Raw genomic sequence first — 26754 nt, forward strand, 5'->3', positions numbered from 1 at the left:
ATCATGTCACACATCAGGCGATGCCCTGATACCAGCAAAAAACGCTAGCGAACTCAATACACATCACGGACATAGCGTTTGTCCTGCGCCATTTTTGCAATATAAGCCGCCGCCGCTTCACCGCTCATATTCCCGTGAACCTGCACCACCTGCCGCAGCGCCGAATCGACATCTTTCGCCATACGACTCGCATCGCCACACACGTAGAAATGCGCACCGGCCTCCAGCCAACGCCACAGCTCAGCGCCCTGCTCACTCATGCGGTGCTGAACATAAATTTTTTCGCGTTGGTCACGCGAGAAAGCGGTATCAAACCGATGCAGATAACCGTCGCGTTGCAGCGACGCCAACTCCTCGCGATAGTAAAAATCAGTCTCGGCACGCTGTTCGCCAAAGAATAGCCAATTTTTACCCTGTGCTCCTGTCGCCCGACGCTCTTGTAGAAAAGCCCGGAAAGGTGCGATCCCCGTGCCCGCCCCGACCATGATGAGCGGCGTATCCGGGTGTTTGGGCGTGCGGAAATGGGCTGACTTCTGAATAAAAATAGGCACCGCCACCGACTCGGCTGCGCGGTCGGCCAGAAAGGTGGAACACACCCCGCCGCGTGCTTTCCCCTCAGCACCATAGCGCACCGTCGAAACGGTCAGGTGGATCTGATTGGGGGTGACGTTCGGGCTGGACGAGATCGAGTACAAACGCGGCTGAATACGTTTGAGCACGGCTAACCATTCGTCAGCCTGAACCTGAATCGGAAACGCCTGTAGCACATCGACAACCTGCCGTCCCCACAGCCACTGTTTGAGTTCCTCCTTACGTTCCTCTTTTAACAGGTCGGCCAGCATAGGATGGCCCGATCGAGCGCTGATAAATTGCAAGATCTCCGGCGTAATGCGCGCAATCTCGACATGCTGGGATAACGCCTCGGCCAGTGGCATATCGCCTTTATCGTTGACGTTCACCACCGTAGAAGGTGAGAGTTTGAGCACAGAGAGCATCTCGCTCACCAGCTCAGGGCTGTTAGTCGGCCAGATGCCGAGCGCATCGCCCGCCTCATAGCACATATCGCTGCCGGAGATATCAAACGCGAATTGTCGGGTTTCTTTCTCTGCGCCGGGCGCATTCAGCAGTTGATTGAGGACAAGGCGCGCCGGCAAAGGCGCATTTCGGTTGAAAAGAGGAGCCGAAATCACGGCTGGTGCCACACTGCATTCTTCATTTCCATCAGCAAGCACCGCTGTCATCACCTTACTGGCGATTGGCGTAGGTGTGCCTGCCAGCGCGGTGACCACGCTGTCCAGCCAGACGCTTGCCGCCTCCTGATAGTCAGGCTCACAGTCGATGCGCGCTGACAGACGCTGCGCGCCCAACACCTCCAGTCGCGCATCAAGCCGACGGCCAAAACCGCAAAACTGATCGTAGTTTGAATCGCCGAATGCCAGTACGGAGAACGCCATTTCAGCCAGTTTGGGGGCGGCCTCCGCCTGTAATGCCAGCCAGAAATTTGCGCCATTGTCGGGCGGATCGCCGTCGCCAAACGTGCTGGCGATAAAGAGTACGCGCGGCGTTGCAGGCAGATTGGCACTGTTGAAGCTGTCCATATCAGACAGGCTAACGGTATGCCCCGCAGTCTTCAGGCGTGCGGCGCACTGTGCCGCAAAACTTTCCGCATTACCGGTCGATGATGCCCATAAAATCAACACCGGTGGCAGTGATGGCGTGGTCTCCGCCGCCATCTGGTGAGAAGGCACGGGCAGCAACGTGATACCGTCACCGGGCAACCACGTTCGGGCAAACAGCCCCGCCAGCATGCCATCAAGCATCAGGCGTCTGGCGGGTTCCATGGGTGCCGTGGCGGGCAAAACCGGCACGCCGCCCGCCAGTCGTGATGCATCAGTACGCAGTGCCGCGATATAACCTTGCAGATAATGCTGTTCGTGCGCGCTCAGCGTCACAGCCGGAAGGGCATCAAGGCCAAGCAGCGTGGCCAGTGCATCAATGTGTTTCATGTCGAGTTCCTTGATGTCGTGGTTCGGCGTATCCGCCGCGGCCTGTTCCGATACGGGAACAGCCGCTGAGTGGCTGTTCCCGTATCGGAACAGCCGCTGAGTGGCTGTTCCGCTCAGGAGGAATAGATGCTACGGGTTCAGCGATCCGCGCCAACGCTACCGCAGAGAATTTGAATTCAGGCTGTTGGGAAATCGGATCAATGGCATCGCTGGTGACAGCGTTAATCGCCAGATCGTCACCAAAAACGTCATTCCAGTGAAACGGTGCAAAACAGTTTCCTGGGCGAACCCGATTGGTCACCACGGCGGGCAGTACCGCACGCCCACGGCGCGATCGGATTTCCACCCGATCCTTATCCTGAATACCGAGCGTAATGGCATCTTCGGGATGCACTTCGATAAACGGGCCGGGATTGAGCTTGTTAAGCGTCGGGATCTTTCCGGTTTTCGTCATCGTGTGCCACTGGTGCTGCAAGCGACCGGTATTCAGCACAAACGTAAAGTCGTCATCCGGCATTTCAGCGGGCGACAGATGTGGTCGGGGGAGGAATACCGCTTTACCGCTCTCCGTCGCAAAAACCAGACGCGGCTGCGTGCCGTCTGGTGACGTTTTTAGCGTTTGACTCACGCCGTTGTTGAGGTAGCGAATGGGGTGACGATCGTGGTGATCATCAGGGGGACAAGGCCACTGCAAGGGAGAGTGTTGCAAGCGTTCATAGCTGACGCCACGTATGTCGTAGCCCGTCTTGGGGTTCCAAAACTGCTTAATCTCTTCAAAAACGTCGGATGCGGAATTGTAGCTAAATCCCTGTGCATAGCCCATTTCACAGGCGACGCTGGCGATGATTTGCCAATCAGGCATCGCCTCTCCAGGCGGTTCAACCGCTTTCTGCATCAGCGTCAAATTTCGTTCGGAGTTAATCATCACGCCTGCCGCTTCCGCCCACAGCGCGCCGGGCAGCAGGATATCGGCGTAGCGGTTGGTTTCGGTATCGAGAAACGCATCCTGCGTAATGACCAATTCAGCCGCTTGCAGCCCGGCAATCACGTTATTGCGATTAGGAACCGTGGCGACCGGATTCGTACAGATGATCCAGCACGCTTTGATCTTGCCCGCCATCATGTCCTCAAACATGGCGACAGTGCCGCCGCCAAGCTCCGTGCGCAATGTGCCGGCAGGAACGCCCCAGATAGCCTCGATGGCCGCACGATCTTTCTCTACCAGCACAGAGCGCTGCCCCGGTAGCCCCATCCCCATATAGCCCATTTCGCGCCCGCCCATCGCATTGGGCTGCCCGGTCAGGGAAAACGGGCCGCTTCCCGTACGGCAAATCGCGCCAGTGGCTAAGTGCAGGTTACAGATCGCGTTGGTATTCCAGGTGCCATGCGTACTTTGATTCAGCCCCATCGTCCAGCAACTCATCCACTCCGCCGCCGTACCTATCCATTCCGCCGCCTTGCGGATGTCGGCCTCCGGCAACCCGGTGATCTCTGCGACTTTCTCCGGGGGATAATCCTCAAGGAATTCAGGCATCGCTTCCCACCCTTCGGTGAACTCGGCGATAAAAGCGGGATCGGTGTGTCCATTCTGAACAAGCAGGTACAGCAGGCCATTGAGCAAAGCCAAATCCGTTCCAGGCTTGATTTGCAGAAACAGGTTCGCTTTGTCTGCTGTGGCATTACGGCGCGGGTCAACCACGATGAGCTTAGCGCCGGCTTTGACGCGATCCATCATGCGCAGAAACAGGATCGGGTGGCAATCGGCCATGTTCGCGCCAATGACGAAAAAGACGTCGGCGTGGTCAAAGTCTTGATAGGAGCCAGGCGGGCCGTCTGACCCTAAAGAGAGCTTGTAGCCGCTACCCGCGCTGGCCATACACAGGCGTGAGTTTGACTCAATGTTGTTCGTGCCGATAAACCCCTTGGCGAGCTTGTTCGCCAGATATTGAGATTCCAGCGACATCTGACCGGAGACGTAAAGCGACACCGCATCAGGCCCGTGGGAATCAATAATAGTCCGTAGCCGCCGCGCGGTTTCTTTGATGGCTTTATCCATATCAACCCTGACCGATTCGTGCTGCCGATCGGCCCGTAGATAGGCATTCTCCAGTCGCCCTGATTCAGCGAGCGCCTGACTGCACGTATTGCCCTTGGTGCAGAGTCGACCAAAATTGGTGGGATGCGTTTTGTCGCCTGACACCTTGATCACGCGATTGTCTTTTACCTCCATCACCACGCCGCAACCGACCCCACAGTAGGGGCAAACGCTCTTTACACACGCTGAGGAGGTGGTATCCATTGACTGACTCCCGTAGAACTAAGTTGCAACAGCCGCCAAAAGAAGGGCCGTACCGGGCGAATTCAGGCATAAAAAATTTCCGGGAGAAATTTTTAACGTTACGTTAGCAACGGCCCATAAGGGTGGCGGCCAGGGATGACACGCCATAAAAAAAACGTCCACAAAACCCTGCTCTCGCGATTGTGCGAAAAGCATGATTGTGTGGACGCCGTTGTCCGACCGCGACTTTGCTCACCGTTGAGACAAAGCCGCAGAATCGCTATACCGTTGAGAAGCAAGTTGCGTGCCACCGTTATACATAGTCAGATATAGCGCAGAGAAACGTAAAATCAGGGAGTTTTTACGCACATCGTTGCATCACGGTGGTGCAGGATAAGAAGGCGGCGGTGCATTTCTGGTTCAACTGCTACTGATGGTTTATTGCGATAGCACCGACAGATTCGGCTGGCTTAATGTGGGGGAAACAGAGATGTCGTGACCGAAATCACATAACCAAACAGGGGCATTGCCGCAGAGATTCAGGGTTGTATAGTGTTTCAATAAGACGTTACCGCCAATGGCGGGCGAGACTTGGGCAGAGGTGAGTGGTACTACTCTCTTCTGCCCAAGTTTTTTTTTGCCTGCCACTTGGCGATTTCCTGCGCGACAGCGTAGGGCCACCGTCCAGCGCAACGTAATGATGTCGAAAACGATGAGGAGAAATACCATGAAAGCATTCCCCGAGGGATTTTTATGGGGCGGTTCAGTTGCAGCAAATCAGGTTGAAGGGGCATGGAACGAAGACGGTAAAGGCGTCTCCACCTCCGATCTTCAGCTAAAGGGCGTGCATGGTCCGGTGACCGAACGCGATGAAGGCATGAGCTGCATAAAAGATCGGGCAATCGATTTTTATCATCACTATCCGCAGGATATCCAACTGTTCGCTGAAATGGGATTCAAGGTCTTGCGCACCTCGATTGCCTGGACGCGCATTTATCCCGCAGGCGATGAAACGGAACCCTGTGAAGCCGGTCTGGCTTTCTACGATCGTCTGTTCGATGAAATGGCGAAGTATCAGATCCAGCCGCTGATTACGCTGTCGCACTATGAAATGCCTTACGGTCTGGTGAAAAAGCTGGGAGGCTGGGGCAACCGCGCCGTTATCGACCATTTTGAGCACTACGCTCGCACCGTCTTCAGCCGCTACAAAGACAAAGTGAAATACTGGCTGACCTTCAATGAAATCAACATGGCGCTGCATTCCCCCTTTACCGGCATCGGGCTGAGCGGCGAGCCGTCAAAGCAAGAGATTTATCAGGCTATCCACCACCAACTGGTTGCCAGCGCACGAGCGGTAAAAGCCTGCCACGACATCATCCCTGATGCCAAAATCGGCAACATGCTGCTGGGCGCAGTGCGCTACCCCATGACCTGCCACCCGAAAGACGTGCTGGAAGCGCAGAACAAAAACCGTGAATGGCTGTTCTTCGGCGATGTACAGGTACGCGGCACCTATCCGGCCTGGATCCAGCGTTATTTCCGGGAAAATGGCGTCGAACTCACGATCACCGCACAGGACAAAGCCGATCTGAGTCACACCGTAGATTTTGTCTCCTTCAGCTATTACATGAGCGGCTGCGCGACCTTCGAACCGGAAAAATATCAGTCCTCACGCGGTAATATCATCCGCCTGATCCCTAACCCGCATCTTGAGGCGTCCGAATGGGGCTGGCAGATCGACCCCGAAGGCTTGCGCTTCCTGTTGAACGAGCTGTATGACCGTTATCAGAAGCCGCTGTTCATTGTAGAAAATGGGCTGGGTGCGCGTGATGTGGTGGAAGAGGACGGCAGTATTCATGACAGCTACCGCATTGATTACCTGCGCCGCCATCTGATTCAGGTGCGGGAAGCCATTGACGATGGCGTTGAGCTGCTGGGCTATACCAGTTGGGGGCCGATCGATCTGGTGAGCGCAGGCACGGCGCAGATGTCAAAACGCTACGGCTTTATTCATGTCGATCGTGACGATGACGGCAAAGGCACGCTGGAACGTCGGCGTAAAGACAGTTTCTACTGGTATCAAGACGTGATTAGCAGCAACGGGAAATCGTTGTAACCCCAAAAAAAACCGTTGTGTGTAGATGAAAAATCACCTACATACAACGGATCTCGCCTGAATAAAATCAGTTATGTCCCTTTGGTATTAAGGTAAATTTAATATCATAAATCCAATAATTATTATGTAATTCTGTGAACGTTATCACCCAAGATAATCACTTTCAATCTTTACGTAATCGATTAATGTGAATCGTTAAAAACATAATTTCATCCGTTGTCAACTGGCATTCATAATTTATCTCTACGTAATCGTATACTTTCCTGGCACACGCATAAGCATCCTGCATTAACTCTTTTATTCCTTCATAAATACCGTTGTCTTTATGGTTAATCTCTTCACGATTCAATAACCGTAATGCGAAAAATTTCAAATGCGTGATAAATCTCTGATAATCCAAAGATGTTTCATCATACTTTATTCTTAAATCATATTGCACAATGCTAAGGATATCTTTTATCAACGTCGCACTCTGCATGGTACTTTGCATATCGCTATTATTTCTGGCATTAGCCAGATGCAGTGCAATAAAACCGGCTTCATCCTCCGGTAGTGAAACATGTAATTTATCGTTAATCAAAGATAAGGCTTCCATGCCAACAAGAAACTCGCTGGCGTAAAACCGCTTGATATCCCACAACAAGAAATTTCTTATTTCCAAGCCATTGGAGTGACGCTGAATAGCAAAATTAATGTGATCGCTCAATGCCAGAAACAGGGTATCTTGCGCGGTGATGGCTAATTTTTGTTGTGCCAACGTAATAATTTGCTGGGTGACCGCCAAATGCGCGGGGGGAATTTCTGCCAACAATTGCGAGAATACCTCGGTTAGCCCTCCCCGGCTTTTTACAAATTGGCTCTCTATCTGACTGGCATCAATGTCATCCCCCTGCTTTTTGCCAAAACCGATCCCTCGTCCGATAGCCACAATCTCTTCACGGTTTTCATTGATCAACAAGACTGCGTTATTACTTAATATTTTTTCAACTTTCATCACAGTCATCTCAATATAGCGTTCGAATGCGCTGGTCTATGGAAAAATCGACTAATGTCAATCGATAACGAAAACGGGAGATTCACGTTCATCCCCCTTTCCCTTATTTTTATGCCAACGCGATGATCGTGTCTCCCACTTGCTGATGGCGTGTCGTGCTGAGGTTGAATTCACGGTATTCCTCAGTATTCGTTACCACAACGGGGGTCACAATATCGTAACCCGCCTTTTGTATCTCAATGAGATCGAATTCCAGCAGCAGTTGACCTTTTTTCACTTCATCGCCTTCGGCGACACACATATGATAATGTTTTCCTTCCAACTGCACAGTATTAATGCCGACATGAATCAGGATTTCAGCCCCATGTTGAGAACGGATGCCGATGGCGTGACCACTGTCAAATGTGCTGGCTACCTCACCATCCACAGGTGAATAAATCCGCCCTTCCTGCGGCACAATCGCCACGCCCTGCCCAACTACACCGGAAGAAAAAACGTTATCATTGACGTCTTCCAACGGAATCAGCTCGCCTTTTGCTGGCGACCCCAATTGTTCCGCCGAAACCGCTTGTGCCGTGACAGTAGCAGGTGAAGAGGTGGAGCGCGTGTTCTGTTGACCCGTCGACGCAGGCGTTGCTGATGGTGAAGCAATTGGCGCAGACGCTTTCTCAGCCGGTTGTTTTGGATCATCAAAGCCAACGACGATAGTCAGCACAAAGCTTACGATGAAGGCGATAGCACAACCAATCAGGAACCCGATAAACCCCTCGCCATAGAAGATCGGAAGTGTCAGCAAGCCAGGCATTCCCATGGAAATGGCTGAGCTTTTCGCATAGCCAGCAATCGCGCCGCCGCACGCCGCCGCAATAACGGCACAGATAAACGGTTTTTTCAGCTTCAATGTCACGCCGTACACACCCGGTTCCGTGATACCAAACAGTGAAGCGATGAATGAACTCCCAGCCAACGCCTTGAGCTTTTTATCTTTGGTACGCACCATAACACCCAGCAATGCGCCAGATTGGGCAAAGACAGATGGACTGGATGCCGCTTTGAGATAGCTGTGTCCCATGACCGAAATATCATTAATGAATACCGTGACAAATCCCCAATGCACACCGAATATCACCAGAACCTGCCACGCTGCGGCGATCAATGCACCAGCGATAATGGGGTTAAATTCATAAATGCTGACAAACAGCGAGGCGATAATCTTACTGGCTGAAATACCAACCGGGCCGATAGTCATCAGCGTTAACGGCACCATCAGCACCAGTAGGAAGAACGGCGTTAAAATATTACGCACGCTTTCGTGAATATGGCGATTCAGGAAACGCTCGATGTACGACATCAACCACACGCTGAAAATAATCGGAATGACAGAGGAGGTGTATTTCATCATCACAACCGGCAGGCCGAAAAACGTGACAGGCTGACCTGCATCAAACAACGCTAGGATCGTGGGGTACACCAGCGCACCGGCAATCGATACCGCGACAAAAATGTTGGTTTCAAATTTCCGTGCGGCAGTGATCGCCAGCAACATTGGCAGGAAGTAAAACAAACTATCTGATGCGGCATGCAGGATGATATAGGTGCTTTCTTTGCTATTCATCCACCCCAGCGCCATCACAATTGCAAGCGCCCCTTTTAGCACCCCCGCTGCGGCCATCGCACCGAGTAATGGCGTGAAGATCCCCGCAACCAGATCGATCAAGCGTCCCATGACAGACGTCGATTTTTCGTCTATAGCGACCTGGCTTTTACCCTCGCGATCTTCCAATAAATTAGAGATCGCGCCAAAAGCGCGGTACACATCCGGCACGCGGTTGCCAATCACGACCTGTAACTGCCCTGACCCATTAACAACGGTAATCACACCATCTAAGGCTTCCAGCGCAGCGACATCAACCTTACTGTGATCAATAATTTTAAAACGTAAGCGTGTGGCGCAATGAACCAGAGTGGAAACGTTCGTCTCCCCTCCTACCAACCCCAAAATATTTTCAGCTAGCACTTTGCTATTCATAATGACTTCCCGTTTCGTCAATGGCTGCAACTGCTCAATACACCCTGTTCTGCTTGCACTCGATTACCGGAAAACAAGCAAAAAAAAACCTGGGTAAAGCAGCGTGCCTCACGCTGCTTTACCCAGGTCTCGCCCAGAAAACTCTGGTGACGTCCTTTCCCGTGTTCTAACAAGTTAACGCGGAGAAAGCTATCTCTACGTTTTATTCTGTGAAAACAGTCACTAAATTTTTACTCATCAGATAATCATTGCCTCATCTACAACGCAATATCCCCCTCTCCTACTGGGAAGTCGGTATGTCATTTGTCGCCCCCTGCCCACACTGGACGCTATCAGCCGCAAATAGCAGGTTTATCTTCAGCATCATCTCTTAAGGCAGGCATTTCAGGTCAAGAAGACTCCACGGACTGTATACAAACACGATTACGCCCCAGCGCTTTCGCTTTATACAGTTGCTCATCCGCCAACTCAATAAGGTCAAAAATATTGCCGCCGTCATATTGAGAGAACGTAGCGACACCAATACTGGTGGTGAAATGGATTTCCCGCCTATCAGACATCACAAGCACCGTGGACTCAGTAAGACGCCGCAGCGATTCAGCCATGACTTCAGATTGCGCAGGCGTCAGGTCATACGCAGCAATAATGAACTCTTCCCCGCCCCAGCGGCAAAGCACATCGCTGGATCGAATATGGGTACTCAGCATACGGGCAAAGCTGGCAATAACTTCATCGCCGCAGGTGTGGCCATAGGTGTCGTTAACCTGCTTAAAATAATCAATATCCAGAAATAGCAACGTTAGCTGACGCTTCTTCCTATACGGCAGTAAGCCCTGTTTCCCATTCAAAATACTGAGAAAGGCACGACGATTTAAGGTATTTGTTAGTACATCTTTCAGGCTATTACTTTCGATAATTTTAATCAGCCGTCGGTTCATTGAAATAAAATGAGAAACGCTTAACATCGCCATAATTAACATCGCGATATTCAGTCTCGCCGTGCTGATAAATGAATTGACGTACTCCTCTGAATTAGAATCAATAAGCATACTGACCTGATTAATATAGAGGTAATTCAGCGTTACCCCGGTAATCGCACAGAGCAACGACATGATCGGGAAAGAGTAATTGAACGCACATAGTGTGAGCGGAATAATAGACAGTGCAATGAGGCTGGCATCGAGAAAAAATAAGATCCCAAGTAAAGAGATGATAAAGACCAGAAAAGGGATGACATTCTCACCAAGATGCTTGGGAGATAAAGAAATATTCTTTATGGCACGTAGAATATCCTTACTTCGTAGGAAAAAAAATGCGAGTACAATACCGGTCCCTAATTGCTCGCTGAACCAGTCCATAAACTCGCCATAGACGCTCCCTAAATGATAAACATAGACATACGCTCCATACGCTACGCCAGATGAAAACGCGCCTAAAAACGTCGCGGTAAAAATTATATAAACATAATATTTACCGAATTTCTCGAATATCGACCACTGGCGGTGAATCCGGCATATCACAAAAAATACGCACCAGGCCACCACGACAAAGACCATATTACACAGACATAACAACACTTTAGTTTTTAACGGTATATGATTACCGAACAGTAATGCTACCGACAACATCGCCGCATAGCTCACTAAAAACCCCATGCAGGCGGAGAGTGCTTTATCCTTTACCGTCCCTGTTCTGATTCTGAAATTAATCATGAGACAAAAAACAAGAATATTGGCGGGCCAAAATAGCGACAGCTCATCCAATACCAGAAACTGAAACCCCAGCCAGCTTACACAGGAGGTAGCGACAAACAGAAGAAAAAGAAATTTTATATTTTTCAATGTGAAAGTATGATTCATCTGTCGTTTACCGCCTACTGTTCTATGATTTCATCTGCTTTATCAGCACAAGATGAGAATAGCATTAATTATTTCACGGCTCACGGTATGATCGTTATGAGAAATAAAAAACCACCGGACTGAAACATTACCTAGGGGTAATGCGTCAATCCGATGGTCTTGCGAGCTTATTTTTTTCTGCGCAAAGTATTATTCCACAGGGACTGGCTTGCCGTCAGGTTTTGGCGGTTGAGTCAGTTGCTTTTCGAAGTTGTCGTTGTATTGCTTTTTCTGCTCTGGCGTCAGAACGTTGTAAATTTTGTTTTTGGTTTCCAGTCCGTTAAGCATTCTGGCCTTGTGTGCCGCGTCGGCTTTATCTAACTGCGCCTGTGCTTTTGCGGCATCAAAGGTATCTGCTGTGATCAGACTATGTATATCACGACGATCATCCTGCATCGCTTTGTGCATCTTTTCACGGGACTCTTTCATAATGGCTTTAATTTGCTGCTTCTGCGCTTCCGTCAAATTCAGCGTCTTAAACATCGCATCCGGCCCCATCATACCGCGGTGCTCCCGACCCTCTTTCATCATCTTGTGTTCTGAGCCAGGCCCTTTCGGTGCGTCATTAGCATGCGCGATACCTGCCGCGCCCAATGCTAAAGAAGAAGCAACCAGCATTGCAGTGAGTTTACGCATATTTTATTCCTCTCTGTGAATTAACTCGTCGACGGCGAGTGCCGTGCTACGAGATAAAGTATAGGCGCAACACCTTCAGTTAATTAGAGCAAGGGTAAATCTCTGCAAGTGTTGGCTCCACATTTGCGGCAATTATGGAGAATAAGAAGGAATTGTGTAAGGAAGCGGAAGTATTGCGTTAATACCGCCGCACGATATTGATGCGTTTTACCGCATCCCATATCGCTCGTCGGAAAATATCAGCAGGGCGATTATCGAAGTGAACGTCTAAAAACGGTAGCGTCTTGTGCCAGCACGTCAAGTTGGGCGTAAATCATTTTCATTTTCTGAATCAGCGGATTTCGCTCCGGTGAACTGTCCATCGAATTCAACTGCGCAGAGAGGCGTTCAATCTGCGTGCAAAGATACGCATCACGCTCTTTCGCCTGAAGCAACTGCTGCTGGAGGGACTGATGCTCCTGCCGCCACGTCTGCTGTTGACGCTGAACGCTTTGCTCTAACGCCCGAAGCGCGCTATCCAGCCGATATTCCAACTCTTCCACCCGCATAACGATACCTTTGCCCGATCAACCCGCGGATTATAATGTCACACGCCCCTGACAACAAACACTCCGACGCACGATCCCTCACCGAGGGCGTTGTCCTTACGATGAGCAATGACATCAATCACAATAAATAAACATAAATTTCACAATTCACCCAATTGCAGCTAGATTGAAGACAATGACTCATCAGACCAGTTGACGTCACTGGAGAGTGCAATGACAGCCTACCCTACGCTGCTTTCCCCGCTCGATCTCGGTTTCACAACGTTAAAGAACCGCGTAGTCATGGGATCCATGCATACCGGTCTGGAAGAACACCCGGACGGCACCACAAGGCTGGCCGCATTTTACCGTGAGCGGGCACAAGGTGGTGTGGGTCTGATTGTCACTGGCGGCATCGCGCCCAATGCCCAAGGTGCCGTCGCCAAAGGCGGTGCGACGCTGCATGACGAGGCACAGCTCGCGCATCATCATGTTCTCACACAGGCAGTACACGAGGTCGGCGGGAAAATCGCTTTGCAAATTCTCCACGCCGGACGCTACAGCTATCAGCCCGATCCGGTCGCGCCATCCGCCATTCAGGCACCGATTAACCGCTTTGCGCCACGAGCGATGAGTACGCAAGATATCGTGCAAACCATCAACGACTTTGCCCGTTGTGCGGGGCTGGCGCAGCAGGCTGGCTACGATGGCGTAGAAATTATGGGATCGGAAGGCTACCTGATTAATCAGTTTCTGGTGACGCATACCAATCATCGCGACGACGAATGGGGGGGGGATTTTCAACACCGTTGCCGTTTTGCGCTTGAGATTGTTCGTGCCGTGCGGGAACGAACGGGGCCAGACTTCATCCTGATTTACCGCTTATCCATGCTCGACCTGATAGAAGAAGGCTCAAGCTGGCAGGAAATTGTGCAACTGGCGCAGGCGATTGAACGTGCGGGCGCGACGCTCATTAATACGGGCATCGGCTGGCATGAAGCACGGATCCCCACCATCGCCACGCTGGTGCCACGCGGTGCATTCGGCTGGGTGACGCAGAAACTGATGGGGAAAGTCCGTATCCCGCTGATTACCACCAACCGCATCAACGATCCCAGCGTGGCAGAACAGCTTTTAGCCGAAGGCTGTGCCGACATGGTATCGATGGCGCGTCCTTTTCTCGCCGATGCCGAACTGGTAGCCAAAGCCCAGTCGGGACGTGCCGATGAAATCAATACCTGCATCGGCTGCAATCAGGCCTGCCTCGATCAGATTTTTGCTGGTAAGGTCGCGTCTTGTCTGGTCAACCCGCGCGCCTGTCACGAAACCGAATTACCCATCCAGCCCGCATACATCAGCAAACGCCTTGCGGTAGTCGGCGCGGGGCCGGCGGGCATGGCTTTTGCCGTCAACGCCGCCGCACGCGGCCATCAGGTCACGCTATTTGAATCCTCGTCGTCTATCGGCGGGCAGTTCAACATTGCCAAACAGATCCCCGGCAAAGCGGAATTTTATGAAACGCTGCGCTACTACCGTCGGCAGTTAGCGCGGCTCGATGTCACATTGCGCCTAAACACGCAGGCAACCGTCGCTGATTTACTCGGTTTTGATGACGTGATTCTGGCCTGTGGCATCGTACCGCGTACCCCTGCGATTGCCGGCATCGATCACCCAAGCGTACTGAGCTATCTGGACGTCCTGCGTGACAAAAAACCGGTTGGCAAGCGGGTCGCCATCATCGGCGCAGGCGGCATCGGTTTTGATACCGCGCACTATCTGCTTAGCGATAGCAGCCCTCCTGGCGAGAATCATCGTCTTAATACGCATTCTTCTCCGACAGAACGCCCTGATTTCTATACGGAATGGGGCATTGATAAACACTTACAACACCGGGGCGGCCTGCTGCCCCAGCAATCTGTCGAGCTTCCCCACCTGCGAGACATTACGTTATTACAGCGAAAAACCAGCAAGCCCGGCGAGAATTTAGGGAAAACAACAGGCTGGATACACCGTGCCACACTGCTGCGTCACGGCGTGACGATGCTGGGCGGAGTGGAATACCACCATATTGATGATGAGGGGTTGCATATCGTCCACGACCAGCAAATGCGCTGTCTACCGGTGGATAACATCATTATTTGCGCAGGTCAGGAACCCAACCGCGCGCTTTACGAGCCTTTACAGGCTGCCGGGCGTCACGTTCACTTAATTGGCGGTGCCGATGTGGCGCAGGAGCTGGACGCACGCCGGGCGATCGATCAGGCCACCCGGCTGGCGTTAATACTCTAATCAATACAAGGTGGGGTTAGCGGGATGACCCCGTTTTCACCGCACGCAGTATCACAAACTTCGTATTGCTGGCGACGGTTTCACAGTTGCCGAACAGACGCTTCAGCTTGTGGAAATAATCCAGATGGCGATTCCCCACAATGCGCAATTCTCCCCCCACCTGAAGGCAGCGCCGCGCATCCATAAACATCTGCCAGGCGATTTCGTCCGTCACCGCCTGCTGCTGGTGGAATGGCGGGTTACACAGTACCGCCTGTAACGTATCGCGCTTAACACGAGCCAATCCGTTATTCACTACAAAACTACAGCGCTCAATATCCTGCGGGCAGTTAACTTCAACGTTCATCTGGCTCGATGCAATAGCCATATAAGATTCATCGAAGAAACCGACGGTGGCGTCTGGATTGGCTTTCAGCGCCGCCAGCCCAATCACCCCGTTGCCACAGCCCAGATCGACAATCTTACCGTCTAGCTGTTCCGGCAAATGCTGCATAAAGAAACGCGCACCGATATCCAGCCCATTACGCGAATACACGTTGGCATGGTTGTGAATACGGTATCCGTAACCGTCCAGCTCCCACTCAGCAATAAGTGATTGCTCACTTACTTTCAAATCCGCCCACTCACAGTGAACCAGACGCGCCTTTTTCCAGGCCAGCGAGGTTCTTGTCGGCCCCATCACGCGCTCGAACAGTTGCAGCGTTGAGGTGTGAATATCTTTCGCTTTCGCCCCAGCAATGATCCGTGTTTGCGGTGTGACGACCTTACGCAACATTCGCAACTGGTGCTCCAGCAGCGCAATCGTTTTGGGGATTTTTATCACCACCAGCGCAGGCGCAGCGGGCAGTTCCGCCATGCTATCCAACAACGTGGCCGCATTGGCATCATAACCGTTCAACTCCAGATTATGTCGCGTCGCCAGTTGGCTAAGGTAAGAGTCACTCACACTCACGGGCGATTGTGCCTGCAAACCGCAGGCTAACGCACCAAACGTATCATTGAAAATCAGGCGCGGCCCCGGTGCGATCTCCATAGTGGACAGCTCGCGCAGCAGGTACTCATCTGCGGCATCCCACGCCTGTAGCGCCGAGTTTTCAGCGACCTGAGGGTAACGCACCAACGTCAGGTTGCACGTTTCCAATTCGAGTTGGCTCATTAGCCTCTCCTGCATCATAAAATTTGCGCTGTTTATCCCTTAAAATAGCCCGTCAGTAAATGCTTTTCTCTGCCAAAGCGGGAAATGATTGACGTTACCTTGTCATTTCACCGTGCTAATCTGCATCATCATCAATGCTTTCAGGATACCAAACGCTTATGATTCGCTTCGCTATTGTAGGAACCAGTTGGATCACCCGCCAGTTTGTTGATGCCGCTCATGAAACGGGCAAACTGAAGCTCACCGCCATCTATTCCCGAACGGCAGAAAAAGCGCAGCCTTTTCAAGCCGATTACATGGTGGATACGCGGTTTGATTCGCTGGAAGCCATGGCGAAATCCGATCTTATCGATGCGGTATATCTGGCCAGCCCCAACTCACTGCACTGCGAACAGGCGCTGCTCTTCCTGAGCCACGGCAAACACGTCATCTGTGAAAAACCACTGGCCTCTAACCGCTATGAAGTCGAGCAAATGATCGCCTGCGCCAGAGAAAATCAGGTCGTATTGTTTGAAGCATTCAAAACCGCCAGCCTGCCCAATTTTAGCCTGATCCAGCAGGCGCTGCCGAAAGTCGGCAGATTGCGTAAAGTGATACTGAATTACTGCCAGTATTCTTCACGCTACCCGCGCTATCTGGCGGGCGAAAACCCTAACACCTTCAATCCGGCGTTCTCCAACGGTTCTATCATGGATATCGGCTACTATTGTTTAGCGTTCGCCGTGGCGCTGTGGGGAGAACCGGGTACTACGCAGGCCAGTGCGACACTGCTGGAAAGCGGCGTGGATGCACATGGCTGCGTCATCCTGAATTACGGCGATTTCGATGTCACGATTATCCATTCCAAAGTCAGCCACTCTGCGATTCCCAGTGAAATTCAAGGGGAAGACGGCTCGCTGGTGATTGAAAAGCTCTCCGAATGCCATAACGTGAAATTCATCCCACGCGAAGGCAAACAGTTGGATCTCAGTCAGCCACAGCATATCAACAGCATGTTGTACGAAGCGGAAACCTTTTCCGCGCTGGTGAACAGTGGCGAGATCAACCATGCGGAGCTAGCGCGCTCGCGCACCGTTGCCGGGCTGCTGACAGAAGTTCGCCGCCAGACGGGTGTCGTGTTTCCTGCCGATGCCGCCACACCGGGACATGCGGAATAAGGTGACGATAATTATTTGACCAAGATCATCTTTTCACCTATCTTCAGTCAGGCAAAGGGGAGTAACTTTCCGCCAGCTAATCGTCATTACGATGCGTTTCGCATCCGGTTACTGGGCAACTTTGATGAAATCGCTTCATTCTTAATGAAACAGCGTCATTAATGTTGTAAGTGAGATCTTGCCGGAAGGCGAGGTGCATTTACAGCTTTAGTAAGCGGCCAGCGTCCTTCCGATGTTGGCCGTTTTTGTTTCTATTTTAAGGATCTTGCTATGCACACCATCGGCACGCCATGGTTATGGGGTAGCTTCGCTGCCATTGTTGTAGTAATGCTGGCCATCGACCTGCTCTATCAAGGGCGCAAAGGGTCAACGGTAATGACGTTCAAACAGGCTGCCGCCTGGTCGATCATCTGGGTCGCGCTCTCTCTGCTGTTCAATGCCGGTTTCTGGTGGTATCTGGACGGCACATTAGGTCGTGAAGTGGCTAACGCGCAGGCGCTAGCCTTCCTGACCGGCTATTTGATCGAGAAAGCCCTCGCCGTTGACAACGTCTTCGTCTGGCTGATGCTGTTTGGCTACTTCGCCATTCCCCCACAATACCAACGTCGCGTACTGATTTACGGCGTGTTAGGTGCCATCGTTCTCAGAACGCTGATGGTGTTTGGCGGCAGTTGGCTGGTCACACAGTTCCAGTGGCTGCTCTATGTATTCGGCGCCTTCCTGCTGTTCACCGGTATCAAAATGGCACTGGCTAAAGAAGGTGATGGGGCGATCGGGGACAAACCGATAGTGCGCTGGCTGCGTAGCCATCTGCGCATGACGGATAGTATTGAGAACGATAAATTCTTCATCCGTCGCAATGGTTTACTGTATGCCACACCGCTGTTTCTGGTGCTGATTATGGTTGAGATCAGCGATGTAATTTTCGCCGTCGACAGCATTCCCGCGATTTTCGCCGTCACGACCGATCCCTTTATCGTGCTGACATCAAACCTGTTCGCCATTCTAGGCCTGCGCGCCATGTACTTCCTGCTGGCTGGCGTGGCTGAGCGCTTCTCGCTATTGAAATATGGTCTGGCCGTCATTCTGATCTTCATTGGTGCCAAGATGATGCTCATCGACATTTTCCATATTCCGGTGGCAATTTCTCTCGGCGTTGTCGCCAGCATTCTGATCATCACTATGCTTATCAACGTCTGGGTAAACAAACGCGCAGAGCGTTAATCCTTTCTCCTCCTCTCCGCACGGGTTTCCTGTGCGGAGAACAGTATCGCAGCCCATACGCTGGATATTCAGGTTGACCAACCACGCCACGCTGTGTGCCTGTGGCGCATCAGGTGAGTCGCTAGCCCAAACCGCCATCAACATCTCAACAGCGGCGTTAGCGTGATGAGAAACCTCGATATTACGCTTTCTTCTCTACGCTAAAAGGATCGAGGCCGCGCTGCTGCATGCGCCAGAAGCGGATGATGTTAAAACCGTTCATTAGCAGGAAACTGCCTTCAATCAGCGAGCCACCAATCGATCCCAGCCAGATATTATGCACCGTCCAGCAGGCCGTTGAGCACCATATTACGGCGCGGGTCGTCAGCCCAGAGGTACGAAACAACGCCCAGGTACTGGCAACCGTCCCTGCGATCGGCAGCAGTTCCATCGCATGGTGCATACCCGACAAACCAAAGAGCAGCGTGAGTGAGATAAAGACAAACATCACGATAATGTGGTGTGTTTTCAGCGAGATTAGCGTACGTGCCGAGTTCAACAACGCGCTGGCACCCGCCGCATTGGCCCCCATGAGGAAGAAATGCAGGCCAATCACGACGCTGTATGCCGAGAGCTGTATTTTGAATTTTTGATCGTTACGGTTGAAAAACATGGTGATACCGACAACAAACGCCAGTACACCAACAGACTGGGCAATCCAATACTGTGTCATGATCCCTGCCTCTAAAAGTTGCTGCGAAAAAAAACGGCGCCATCATAAAAATGAAACGCCGTTTTATTTTAATTGGAATGAATGGAATTTACAACGTCACACCGCTCTTAAATATGGCTAATTCGCGGAAGTCGTTCACTTCATTCTTCGTACGTTTGCCGTCAGCAATCTCGACAATCAGCTCAACAAACTGGCTCAGCAGTTCATCCATCGGCATATCGTGGATCAAACGCCCCGCATCGAAATCAATCCAGTGCGGTTTCTTCTTCGCCAGCTCACTGTTAGTCGCCAGTTTTACCGTCGGCACGAAGCCGCCGTAAGGCGTGCCGCGTCCGGTACTGAACAGCACCATATGGCAACCGGCTCCCGCCAGCGCGCTGGTTGCCACGGCATCATTCCCCGGTGCGCTGAGCAGATTTAGCCCCGGAGTATGTAAGCGCTCACCATATTTCAGCACGTCCACCACTTTGCTCTGCCCCGCTTTTTGCGTACAGCCCAGCGATTTCTCTTCCAGCGTGGTGATCCCCCCCGCTTTGTTACCCGGCGATGGGTTCTCGTAAATCGGCTGATCGTGCGCGATGAAGTACTGTTTGAAGTCATTCACCATGTGTACCGTTTTCTCAAACGTCGCTTCATCACGGCAGCGGCTCATCAGAATACGTTCCGCACCGAACATTTCCGGCACTTCGGTCAGCACGGTGGTGCCGCCGTTAGCAATCAGATAGTCGGAGAAACGGCCTAACAGCGGGTTGGCAGTAATACCAGACAGCCCATCAGAACCACCGCATTCCAGACCAAACTTCAGCTCGCTCAGCTTACCCGGTTCGCGTTGGTCATGACGCATTGCTTCATACAGCGTATGCAGACGTTCCAGACCCGCTTCAACTTCATCATCCTGCTGCTGGCACACCATGAACGTTACGCGGTCAGAATCAAAATCGCCCAGCGTCGTGCGGAATGCATCAACCTGATTGTTCTCACAGCCCAGACCGATCACCAGCACCGCCCCCGCATTCGGGTGACGCACCATATTTTGCAGCATCGTACGGGTGTTTTCGTGATCCTGTCCGAGCTGTGAGCAACCAAAGGTATGACTAAACAGATAAACACCGTCGATACCTTCGGCATCATGGGTTTCTTTCAGAAAACGCTGCTGAATCTGACGCGCAATCCCATTCACGCAACCGACGGTTGGCAGGATCCACAGCTCGTTGCGGATACCGACATCGCCATTTTTACGACGATAAAGCTGAACGTCCCGATCGCCCATTTGCGGCGGCAGATCGATAAATTCAGGCTGGTACTGATATTCATCCAGATCGCTCAGGTTGGTTTTCGCATTCTGGGAGTGAATATGTTCTCCGGGGGCAATGGGCACCAAGGCATGGCCGATCGGCAGACCATACTTGGTAATCATTTCTCCCGGTGCGATGGTTTCCAACGCGAACTTATGGCCGCGTACGACAGGTTGCTGAAGTGTCACCGTATGGCTATCCACCGACACCGTTTCGCCTTGCTCAACATCACGCAGGGCGACAGCCACATTGTCCAGAGAATGAATTTTTATAATACTTTGCATGGATAACCCTTCTTGCTGATTAGCAATAACCTTCCACGGCTGCGCGCATGCCGCGCTCAACGATGGTTTGCAACTGTTCCGTCACCTGTGCCGCCAGACCAGGAACCTGCGTTAAATCCTGTTCCCAATGATCGGCATCGCGCAGTACGACATTCACCAGTTCAGCCAGGCTGACGGTGTTTTCTTTTACGCCCGCCCATAGCGTGGAATAACGCTCCAGCCAGTGTGCGTCATCCTGCAATGGGTAGGTTTGTAACGCCTCGCCCTCACTCCGACGCTCGCCGCGATAGAACGCAATCAAAGCCGCCAGCGCAAACGTCAGGCGCGCAGGCAGCTCGCCGCGACGCTCACGGTAAGTCAGCAACTGCGGCAGAATACGGGTGCGAAATTTGGTCATACCATTCAGCGAGATAGACAGCAGTTGATGCTGAATGAAGGGGTTACGGAAGCGGCTTAGCACGGCCTGAGCAAACGAGGTCAGTTCGTCATGAGGCAAATCCAGTACCGGCACAATCTCTTCGGCAATGGTTTTTTCTACGAATTTGCCAATCAGGGCATCATCCATCGACTCGCCAACGGTATCCAGACCCGCCAGGAACGCGACTGGCACCAGCGCCGTATGGGCACCGTTGAGAATCGCCACTTTACGTTCTTTATAGGGCTTGATGTCATCAACAATACGAATGTTCAGATCCAGCTTGTTCAGGCGTAATGCTTCCGCCAGCCACTGCGGCCCCTGAATCACGAACAGGTAGAAGTGCTCCGCCGTATCCCAGAAGGTATCCTTGTAGCCCATCTCCTGCTCTAGCGCTTCCACTTCGGCACGCGGGTAACCCGTCACAATACGATCCACCAGCGTTGAACAGAAGGTGTTGTGATCGTTCAGCCAGGCGGTAAACGTTGGCGTCAGTTCCCACTGGGCGGCATAGCGCAGCACCAGCTCTTTCAATGCCACGCCGTTGTAATCAATCAGTTCGCACGGCAGCAGCACCCAGCCTTTATCCGCCGCGCCGTCAAAATGACAGAAACGCTCATACAGCAGGCGGGTTAATTTTGCCGGAAAGCTCATGGGCGGCGCATCGCTCAAACGGTCATCGGCGTGGTAGCTGATACCGGCTTCGGTGGTATTGGAGAAGACAAAACGAATGTTTGGATCGTGCGCCAGCGCCAGATACTCATCAAACTGGCGGTACACGTTGATTTCACGGTTTACCGAACGGATCAAACGCGGTTCGCGCACCGCCTCACCCTGCTCGTTCAGACCGCGGATAATGGTGGTATACAGCCCATCTTGAGTATCCAGCGCAGGCGGGAAATCGGAATCGATCGGGCGAACCACAACAACCCCCGCATCCAAATCGGTGTGCTCATTCAGCAAATCCAACTGCCAGTCAACAAAGGCGCGCAGGAAATTGCCTTCACCAAACTGGATAACCCGATCCGGGTGTTGACGGCCGGGGAAATTACGACGATTTAACGTTTGCATTAACAGACTCTCACATTCAGGGCGCGAGCAATCAACCACTGCCCTATATTCATATTCACCCGCACCGAATCACCACAGGCGCGGGCGACAAAAGGCCGAAACACCGACGACGCAGTGGAATTACAGCTCGATGGCAAAATAGTTTTTAGCGTTATCGAAACAGATGTTTTTCACCATTTCGCCCAGCAACGGCAGATCGGCTGGCGCTTCGCCATCTTGCACCCAGCGGCCAATCATCTGGCACAGAATGCGGCGGAAATATTCATGACGGGTATAAGACAGGAAGCTACGGCTATCCGTCAGCATACCGACAAAGCGACTCAGCAAACCAAGCTGCGCGAGTTGGGTCATCTGGCGTTGCATACCGTCTTTCTGATCGTTGAACCACCAGCCAGAACCAAACTGCATCTTGCCCGGCATCCCTTCTCCCTGGAAGTTGCCGATCATGGTGCCGAGCACTTCGTTATCGCGCGGGTTCAGGCAGTAAAGGATGGTTTTCGGCAGCAGGTTTTCTTCATTCTGCTTGCTGAGCAAGCGAGACAATTCCTGAGCCAGCGGGCGGTCATTGATGGAATCAAAGCCCACATCCGGCCCCAGCAGCTTGAACTGACGCAGGTTGTTGTTACGCAATGCGCCAATGTGGTACTGCTGAACCCAGCCGCGACGCGCATATTCCGCCCCCAGCCAAACCAGAACGCCGGTTTTGAACTGCGCCACTTCCTGTTCGCTCAGCGTTTCGCCAGAAAGACGACGCGCCAGAATATTGTCCAGCGTCGCCTCATTCGCTTCGGCGAACATCACAACATCCAGCGCGTGGTCGGACACTTTACAGCCGTGCGCCGCGAAGTGATCCAGCCTTTTGGTCAGCGCCGTTTGCAGATCGCTGAAACGACGAATGTCGGTGTCAGAAACTTCACCCAGTTTCGCCATATAGTCGTTGAACGTTGCCAGTTCAATGTTGAACGCTTTATCCGGACGCCAGCTCGGCAGCACCTTAATAGAGAAACTTGAGTCCTGAGCAACGGTTTTATGGTGACGCAGATCGTCAATCGGATCGTCTGTCGTACCGACCATTTTCACGTTCATCTGTTGCATGATGCCGCGCGCGGTAAAGTCATCGCGTTCCAGCATGGCATTACAGCGATCCCAAATGTCTTTTGCCGTGCTCGGTGACAGCAGCGTACCGGTGACGCCAAACGGACGACGCAGTTCCAGATGTGTCCAGTGGTAAAGCGGGTTGCCGATGGTGTGCGGCACGGTAGCCGCCCATGCCTCAAATTTTTCCCAGTCGCTGGCATCACCCGTACACAAACGCTCAGGCACACCGTTGGTACGCATCGCACGCCACTTGTAGTGATCGCCTTTCAACCAGATGTCATACAAATTTTTGAAGCGGTAGTTTTCCGCAATCTGCTCGGGCGGTAAATGACAGTGATAGTCAAATATCGGCTGGTCAACGGCATACTCATGATAAAGGCGACGAGCAAATTCAGTGTCTAACAGAAAATCTTCACTCAGAAACTGGGGCATGTTTTCTTCCTTACCGTGCTTCTTGTGCACCAAATGGGTTGGTCGTTAAAAGATATCACACCAATTATGCGCGATATCTCACAGTGTTTGTGAGGTCATGATCGCAAAAATGTAACAAACAGTACAATAACTCCGCATTTATCGGCTTAAACGGCTTATCCATCTCGATTTAAACGACGAATTTGTTATTCCGCATAAAAATAGTGGTTTTGTGATATCACTCAACTTTTAAAGATGTATGACAAATTATTGTAGCGCTGTCTTAAGCAGGGATTCAATCGCTATCTCACAAAGAGAAGGGGTTTCCTGTTCTGCACAACAACAAAACGTGTCGCGCTACATCACAAGACACCTCACACCGTGACGCTACTCAAGAGCCATCACTGTGTTTTATTGACTCGGAGAGAAATTTAAATGCGTAAAATCAAAGGATTACGCTGGTATATGATCGGCTTGGTGACCATTGGCACCGTGCTGGGATATCTGACGCGTAATGCAATTTCTGTCGCTGCCCCGACGCTACAGGATCAATTGCATATCACCACACAGCAGTATTCTTACATTGTTGCTGCCTACTCAGCGTGTTATACCATTATGCAGCCCATCGCAGGCTATGTGCTGGATTTGCTTGGCACCAAAATCGGTTATGCCATGTTCGCCATTCTGTGGGCGCTCTTTTGCATGGGAACCGCGCTGGCAAACAGTTGGGGCGGCTTAGCTATCGCGCGCGGCGCGGTTGGTATGGCGGAAGCCGCAATGATCCCCGCCGGCCTGAAAGCCAGCAGCGAATGGTTCCCGGCAAAAGAGCGTTCTGTCGCAGTCGGTTACTTCAACGTCGGCTCATCCATCGGCGCGATGATTGCACCACCGCTGGTGGTATGGGCGATTGTGGCGCACAGTTGGGAAATGGCTTTTATCATTACCGGTGCGCTGAGCATGGTCTGGGCGCTCTGCTGGCTCGTGTTCTATAAACACCCTAAAGATCAGAAGAAACTCAGCGACGAAGAGCGCGACTACATTCTTAGTGGGCAAGAAGCACAGCACCAAACCAATAACTCCAAGAAAATGTCTGCCTGGCAGATTCTGCGTAACCGCCAATTCTGGGGTATCGCGCTACCGCGTTTTCTGGCTGAGCCAGCCTGGGGCACCTTTAACGCCTGGATCCCGCTGTTCATGTTTAAAGCCTACGGTTTTAACCTGAAAGAAATCGCCATGTTCGCCTGGATGCCGATGCTGTTCGCGGATATCGGCTGCATCCTGGGTGGCTACCTGCCAATGCTGTTCCAGAAACATTTCAAAGTGAATCTGATCGTTTCCCGCAAACTGGTTGTCACCATGGGCGCGGTACTGATGATTGCTCCGGGGATGATCGGGTTGTTCACCAGCCCTTATGTCGCCATTGCCCTGCTGTGCGTCGGCGGTTTCGCGCACCAGTCGCTGTCTGGCGCACTGATTACCCTGTCATCCGACGTGTTTGGTCGTAATGAAGTGGCCACAGCGAACGGTTTGACGGGAATGGCAGCCTGGATGGCAAGCACCCTATTTGCACTGGTTGTGGGCGCGCTGGCTGATACGCTGGGCTTCAGCCCGCTGTTTGCTGCACTGGCCGTCTTCGACCTGTTAGGTGCCGTCGTCATCTGGACCGTCTTGAAAAACCAACCAGCTTCAGAAGTCGCCGCTGAGGCTGAAACCTTGAAAGCAGCTAACCAGCACTGATAACTCCTGCATTATCCTGACTCATCCGGTATGATCGGATACCGGGTGAGTCACCTCCCCTGATAACACGCTGCGATAACTGTGACCACAACATTGGTTGCGGCTATGATTAAGTGGTATAACAAATCATCCCTCAAAGATTAACAAGATAGGCACTCTGGCCCTGACATAACACATGGTCCGTCGTCTATCGATGAGTAAACATCATCTATGGCACTCACTGAACCCCGACGGCTATATCAGCAGTTAGCCGCAGAATTAAAACAGCGTATCGAAAGCGGTATGTATCAGGTCGGCGAAAAATTACCGGCAGAACGTTATATTTCGGAAGAGATGAATGTCAGCCGCACCGTGGTGCGTGAAGCCATCATCATGCTGGAAGTCGAAGGGTACGTTGAAGTACGTAAAGGTTCAGGCATTCATGTCATTTCCAATCAGCAGAAAAACCCGTTCATCAATAGCGGTGACATTGAATTCGTCGCGGCAGGTCCGTTTGAGCTGTTGCAGGCTCGCCAACTCATTGAAAGCAACATTGCTGAATTTGCGGCCACGCAGGTGACCCGTCAGGACATCATCCAACTGATGGAAATTCAGGAATATGCACGTCAGGAAGATCGCTTCCGTGATTCTCAATGGGATCTCAAATTCCACGTTCAGGTCGCGCTGGCAACGCAAAACTCAGCGATGGCAACGATTGTCGAAAAAATGTGGAGCCAGCGGGTCCACAATCCTTACTGGCGCAAACTGCATGAGCACATTGACGACAAATCGATTGAAAGCTGGTGCGAAGAGCATGACCGCATCCTTAAAGCGCTGATTCGCAAAGATCCTTACGCTGCCAAGCTGGCAATGTGGCAACATCTGGAAAATACAAAACAGATGCTGTTTCGCGCCACAACGGATGATTTTGAGTTTAACGTCGATCGCTATATGTTCGCCGAAAATCCCGTCGTTCATCTCGATCAAATACACACTGGCAAGCCCTAAACACGCCCCTTCCCCCTTGTTTTGAACGCAGGGGGAACATTTTGCACCAGCGGTAAAAGGTCAGAAAACGTTGATTTCTGTCAGCGAGTGTAAAATATCGTAGAAATCCTCACTCTTCCTCGAAAAATCCCCCTAAACCCCCTCGGTTGTCGTAATATTTTTCTGTCTCAGTAACACCTATTTTGTTACAGTTAACGCGTCTTTCTTACGCTTAATTCGTCACTTTGCCTATAAAGTCAGCCAAGACCAAACAATCCTCAGGACACCTGTTTACTGGGTTTACAGCAAAAACGAGCATCAAGTCAGACATCAGCGTCACTCATCGGGCGGAAAAGCAGAGATCATCAAAAAATCATAATCCTGTGCCCTGATAAAACTGTATTCACTCTTGTCATGCCAGAAGCATGACTGTCGCCAAGGCTAAAATGCAACAG

At 51.8% G+C, this 26754-nt stretch carries 17 protein-coding genes and 1 pseudogene; 6 read left to right on the top strand and 12 right to left on the bottom strand.

Translation table 11 applies throughout. The annotated features are described in order from the left end of the window. Positions 1–53: 53 nt before the first annotated feature. Positions 54–4305, bottom strand: a pseudogene (locus OI69_RS14990) (sulfite reductase subunit alpha). A 417-nt stretch (positions 4306–4722) separates the two neighbouring features. After that, entirely contained in the window at positions 4723–5013 is a 291-nt protein-coding gene (locus tag OI69_RS19435; protein ID WP_235319698.1) for a hypothetical protein, read from the bottom strand. Here OI69_RS19435 and OI69_RS14995 point away from each other — a divergent pair. After that, on the top strand, positions 5012–6400 hold the full coding sequence (locus OI69_RS14995; protein WP_039352063.1) for a glycoside hydrolase family 1 protein: 1389 nt from the start codon (positions 5012–5014) through the stop codon (positions 6398–6400). The genes OI69_RS19435 and OI69_RS14995 overlap by 2 nt on opposite strands. 163 nt (positions 6401–6563) lie before the next feature. Here OI69_RS14995 and licT read toward each other — a convergent pair whose 3' ends face one another. The 5 genes from licT to OI69_RS15020 form a co-directional block, all read right to left on the bottom strand. After that, positions 6564–7394 (bottom strand): BglG family transcription antiterminator LicT, encoded by an 831-nt coding sequence (licT, locus tag OI69_RS15000; RefSeq protein ID WP_039352066.1) that lies wholly within the window; start codon positions 7392–7394, stop codon positions 6564–6566. Positions 7395–7503: 109 nt separating this feature from the next. Next, the gene (locus OI69_RS15005) at positions 7504–9423 is read right to left on the bottom strand and encodes a beta-glucoside-specific PTS transporter subunit IIABC (protein WP_039352069.1); all 1920 of its coding nucleotides are present in this window, start codon (positions 9421–9423) and stop codon (positions 7504–7506) included. 389 nt (positions 9424–9812) lie between these two features. Beyond that, positions 9813–11282 (bottom strand): GGDEF domain-containing protein, encoded by a 1470-nt coding sequence (locus OI69_RS15010; protein WP_039352072.1) that lies wholly within the window; start codon positions 11280–11282, stop codon positions 9813–9815. Between the two features lie 189 nt (positions 11283–11471). Beyond that, positions 11472–11957 (bottom strand): ATP-independent periplasmic protein-refolding chaperone Spy, encoded by a 486-nt coding sequence (gene spy, locus OI69_RS15015; protein WP_039352075.1) that lies wholly within the window; start codon positions 11955–11957, stop codon positions 11472–11474. Positions 11958–12208: 251 nt separating this feature from the next. Beyond that, a complete protein-coding gene (locus OI69_RS15020) occupies positions 12209–12505 on the bottom strand; it encodes an MbeD/MobD family mobilization/exclusion protein (protein ID WP_039352077.1) in 297 nt (98 codons plus the stop codon). A gap of 213 nt (positions 12506–12718) precedes the next feature. On the opposite strand from OI69_RS15020, the gene OI69_RS15025 reads away from it, so the two are divergent. Then, a complete protein-coding gene (locus tag OI69_RS15025) occupies positions 12719–14773 on the top strand; it encodes an NADPH-dependent 2,4-dienoyl-CoA reductase (RefSeq protein ID WP_039352080.1) in 2055 nt (684 codons plus the stop codon). A gap of 16 nt (positions 14774–14789) precedes the next feature. Here the strand turns inward: OI69_RS15025 and rlmG are convergent, their stop codons facing one another. After that, positions 14790–15929 (bottom strand): 23S rRNA (guanine(1835)-N(2))-methyltransferase RlmG, encoded by a 1140-nt coding sequence (gene rlmG / locus OI69_RS15030; protein ID WP_039352083.1) that lies wholly within the window; start codon positions 15927–15929, stop codon positions 14790–14792. A 158-nt stretch (positions 15930–16087) separates the two neighbouring features. Here rlmG and OI69_RS15035 point away from each other — a divergent pair, with 158 nt between their 5' ends. Together OI69_RS15035 and OI69_RS15040 are read left to right on the top strand one after the other, a co-directional pair. Next, the gene (locus OI69_RS15035) at positions 16088–17086 is read left to right on the top strand and encodes a Gfo/Idh/MocA family protein (RefSeq protein ID WP_039352086.1); all 999 of its coding nucleotides are present in this window, start codon (positions 16088–16090) and stop codon (positions 17084–17086) included. Between the two features lie 270 nt (positions 17087–17356). Continuing rightward, positions 17357–18310, top strand: coding sequence for a TerC family protein (locus tag OI69_RS15040; protein ID WP_039352089.1), 954 nt, complete (start codon positions 17357–17359; stop codon positions 18308–18310). Positions 18311–18491: 181 nt separating this feature from the next. On the opposite strand, the gene OI69_RS15045 is transcribed toward OI69_RS15040, so the two are convergent. The 4 genes from OI69_RS15045 to uxaC form a co-directional block, all read right to left on the bottom strand. Then, the gene (locus OI69_RS15045) at positions 18492–19022 is read right to left on the bottom strand and encodes a YgjV family protein (RefSeq protein ID WP_039352092.1); all 531 of its coding nucleotides are present in this window, start codon (positions 19020–19022) and stop codon (positions 18492–18494) included. An 88-nt stretch (positions 19023–19110) separates the two neighbouring features. Next, a complete protein-coding gene (locus tag OI69_RS15050) occupies positions 19111–20601 on the bottom strand; it encodes a UxaA family hydrolase (protein WP_039352096.1) in 1491 nt (496 codons plus the stop codon). A 19-nt stretch (positions 20602–20620) separates the two neighbouring features. Next, positions 20621–22087, bottom strand: coding sequence for a tagaturonate reductase (locus OI69_RS15055; RefSeq protein WP_039352099.1), 1467 nt, complete (start codon positions 22085–22087; stop codon positions 20621–20623). A gap of 120 nt (positions 22088–22207) precedes the next feature. Next, complete coding sequence (gene uxaC, locus OI69_RS15060; protein ID WP_039352101.1) at positions 22208–23617, bottom strand: glucuronate isomerase; 1410 nt, start codon at positions 23615–23617, stop codon at positions 22208–22210. A 414-nt stretch (positions 23618–24031) separates the two neighbouring features. Between uxaC and OI69_RS15065 the strand changes: the two genes are divergently transcribed. Continuing rightward, positions 24032–25333, top strand: coding sequence for an MFS transporter (locus tag OI69_RS15065; protein ID WP_039352105.1), 1302 nt, complete (start codon positions 24032–24034; stop codon positions 25331–25333). A gap of 210 nt (positions 25334–25543) precedes the next feature. Continuing rightward, positions 25544–26320 carry a transcriptional regulator ExuR gene (gene exuR, locus OI69_RS15070; protein ID WP_039352107.1) on the top strand — a complete coding sequence of 259 codons (777 nt, stop codon included), beginning with the start codon at positions 25544–25546 and terminating at the stop codon, positions 26318–26320. The last annotated feature ends 434 nt before the right edge of the window (positions 26321–26754 follow it).

Origin of the sequence: Pectobacterium fontis (assembly GCF_000803215.1) — a bacterium.
GTDB lineage: Bacteria > Pseudomonadota > Gammaproteobacteria > Enterobacterales > Enterobacteriaceae > Pectobacterium > Pectobacterium fontis.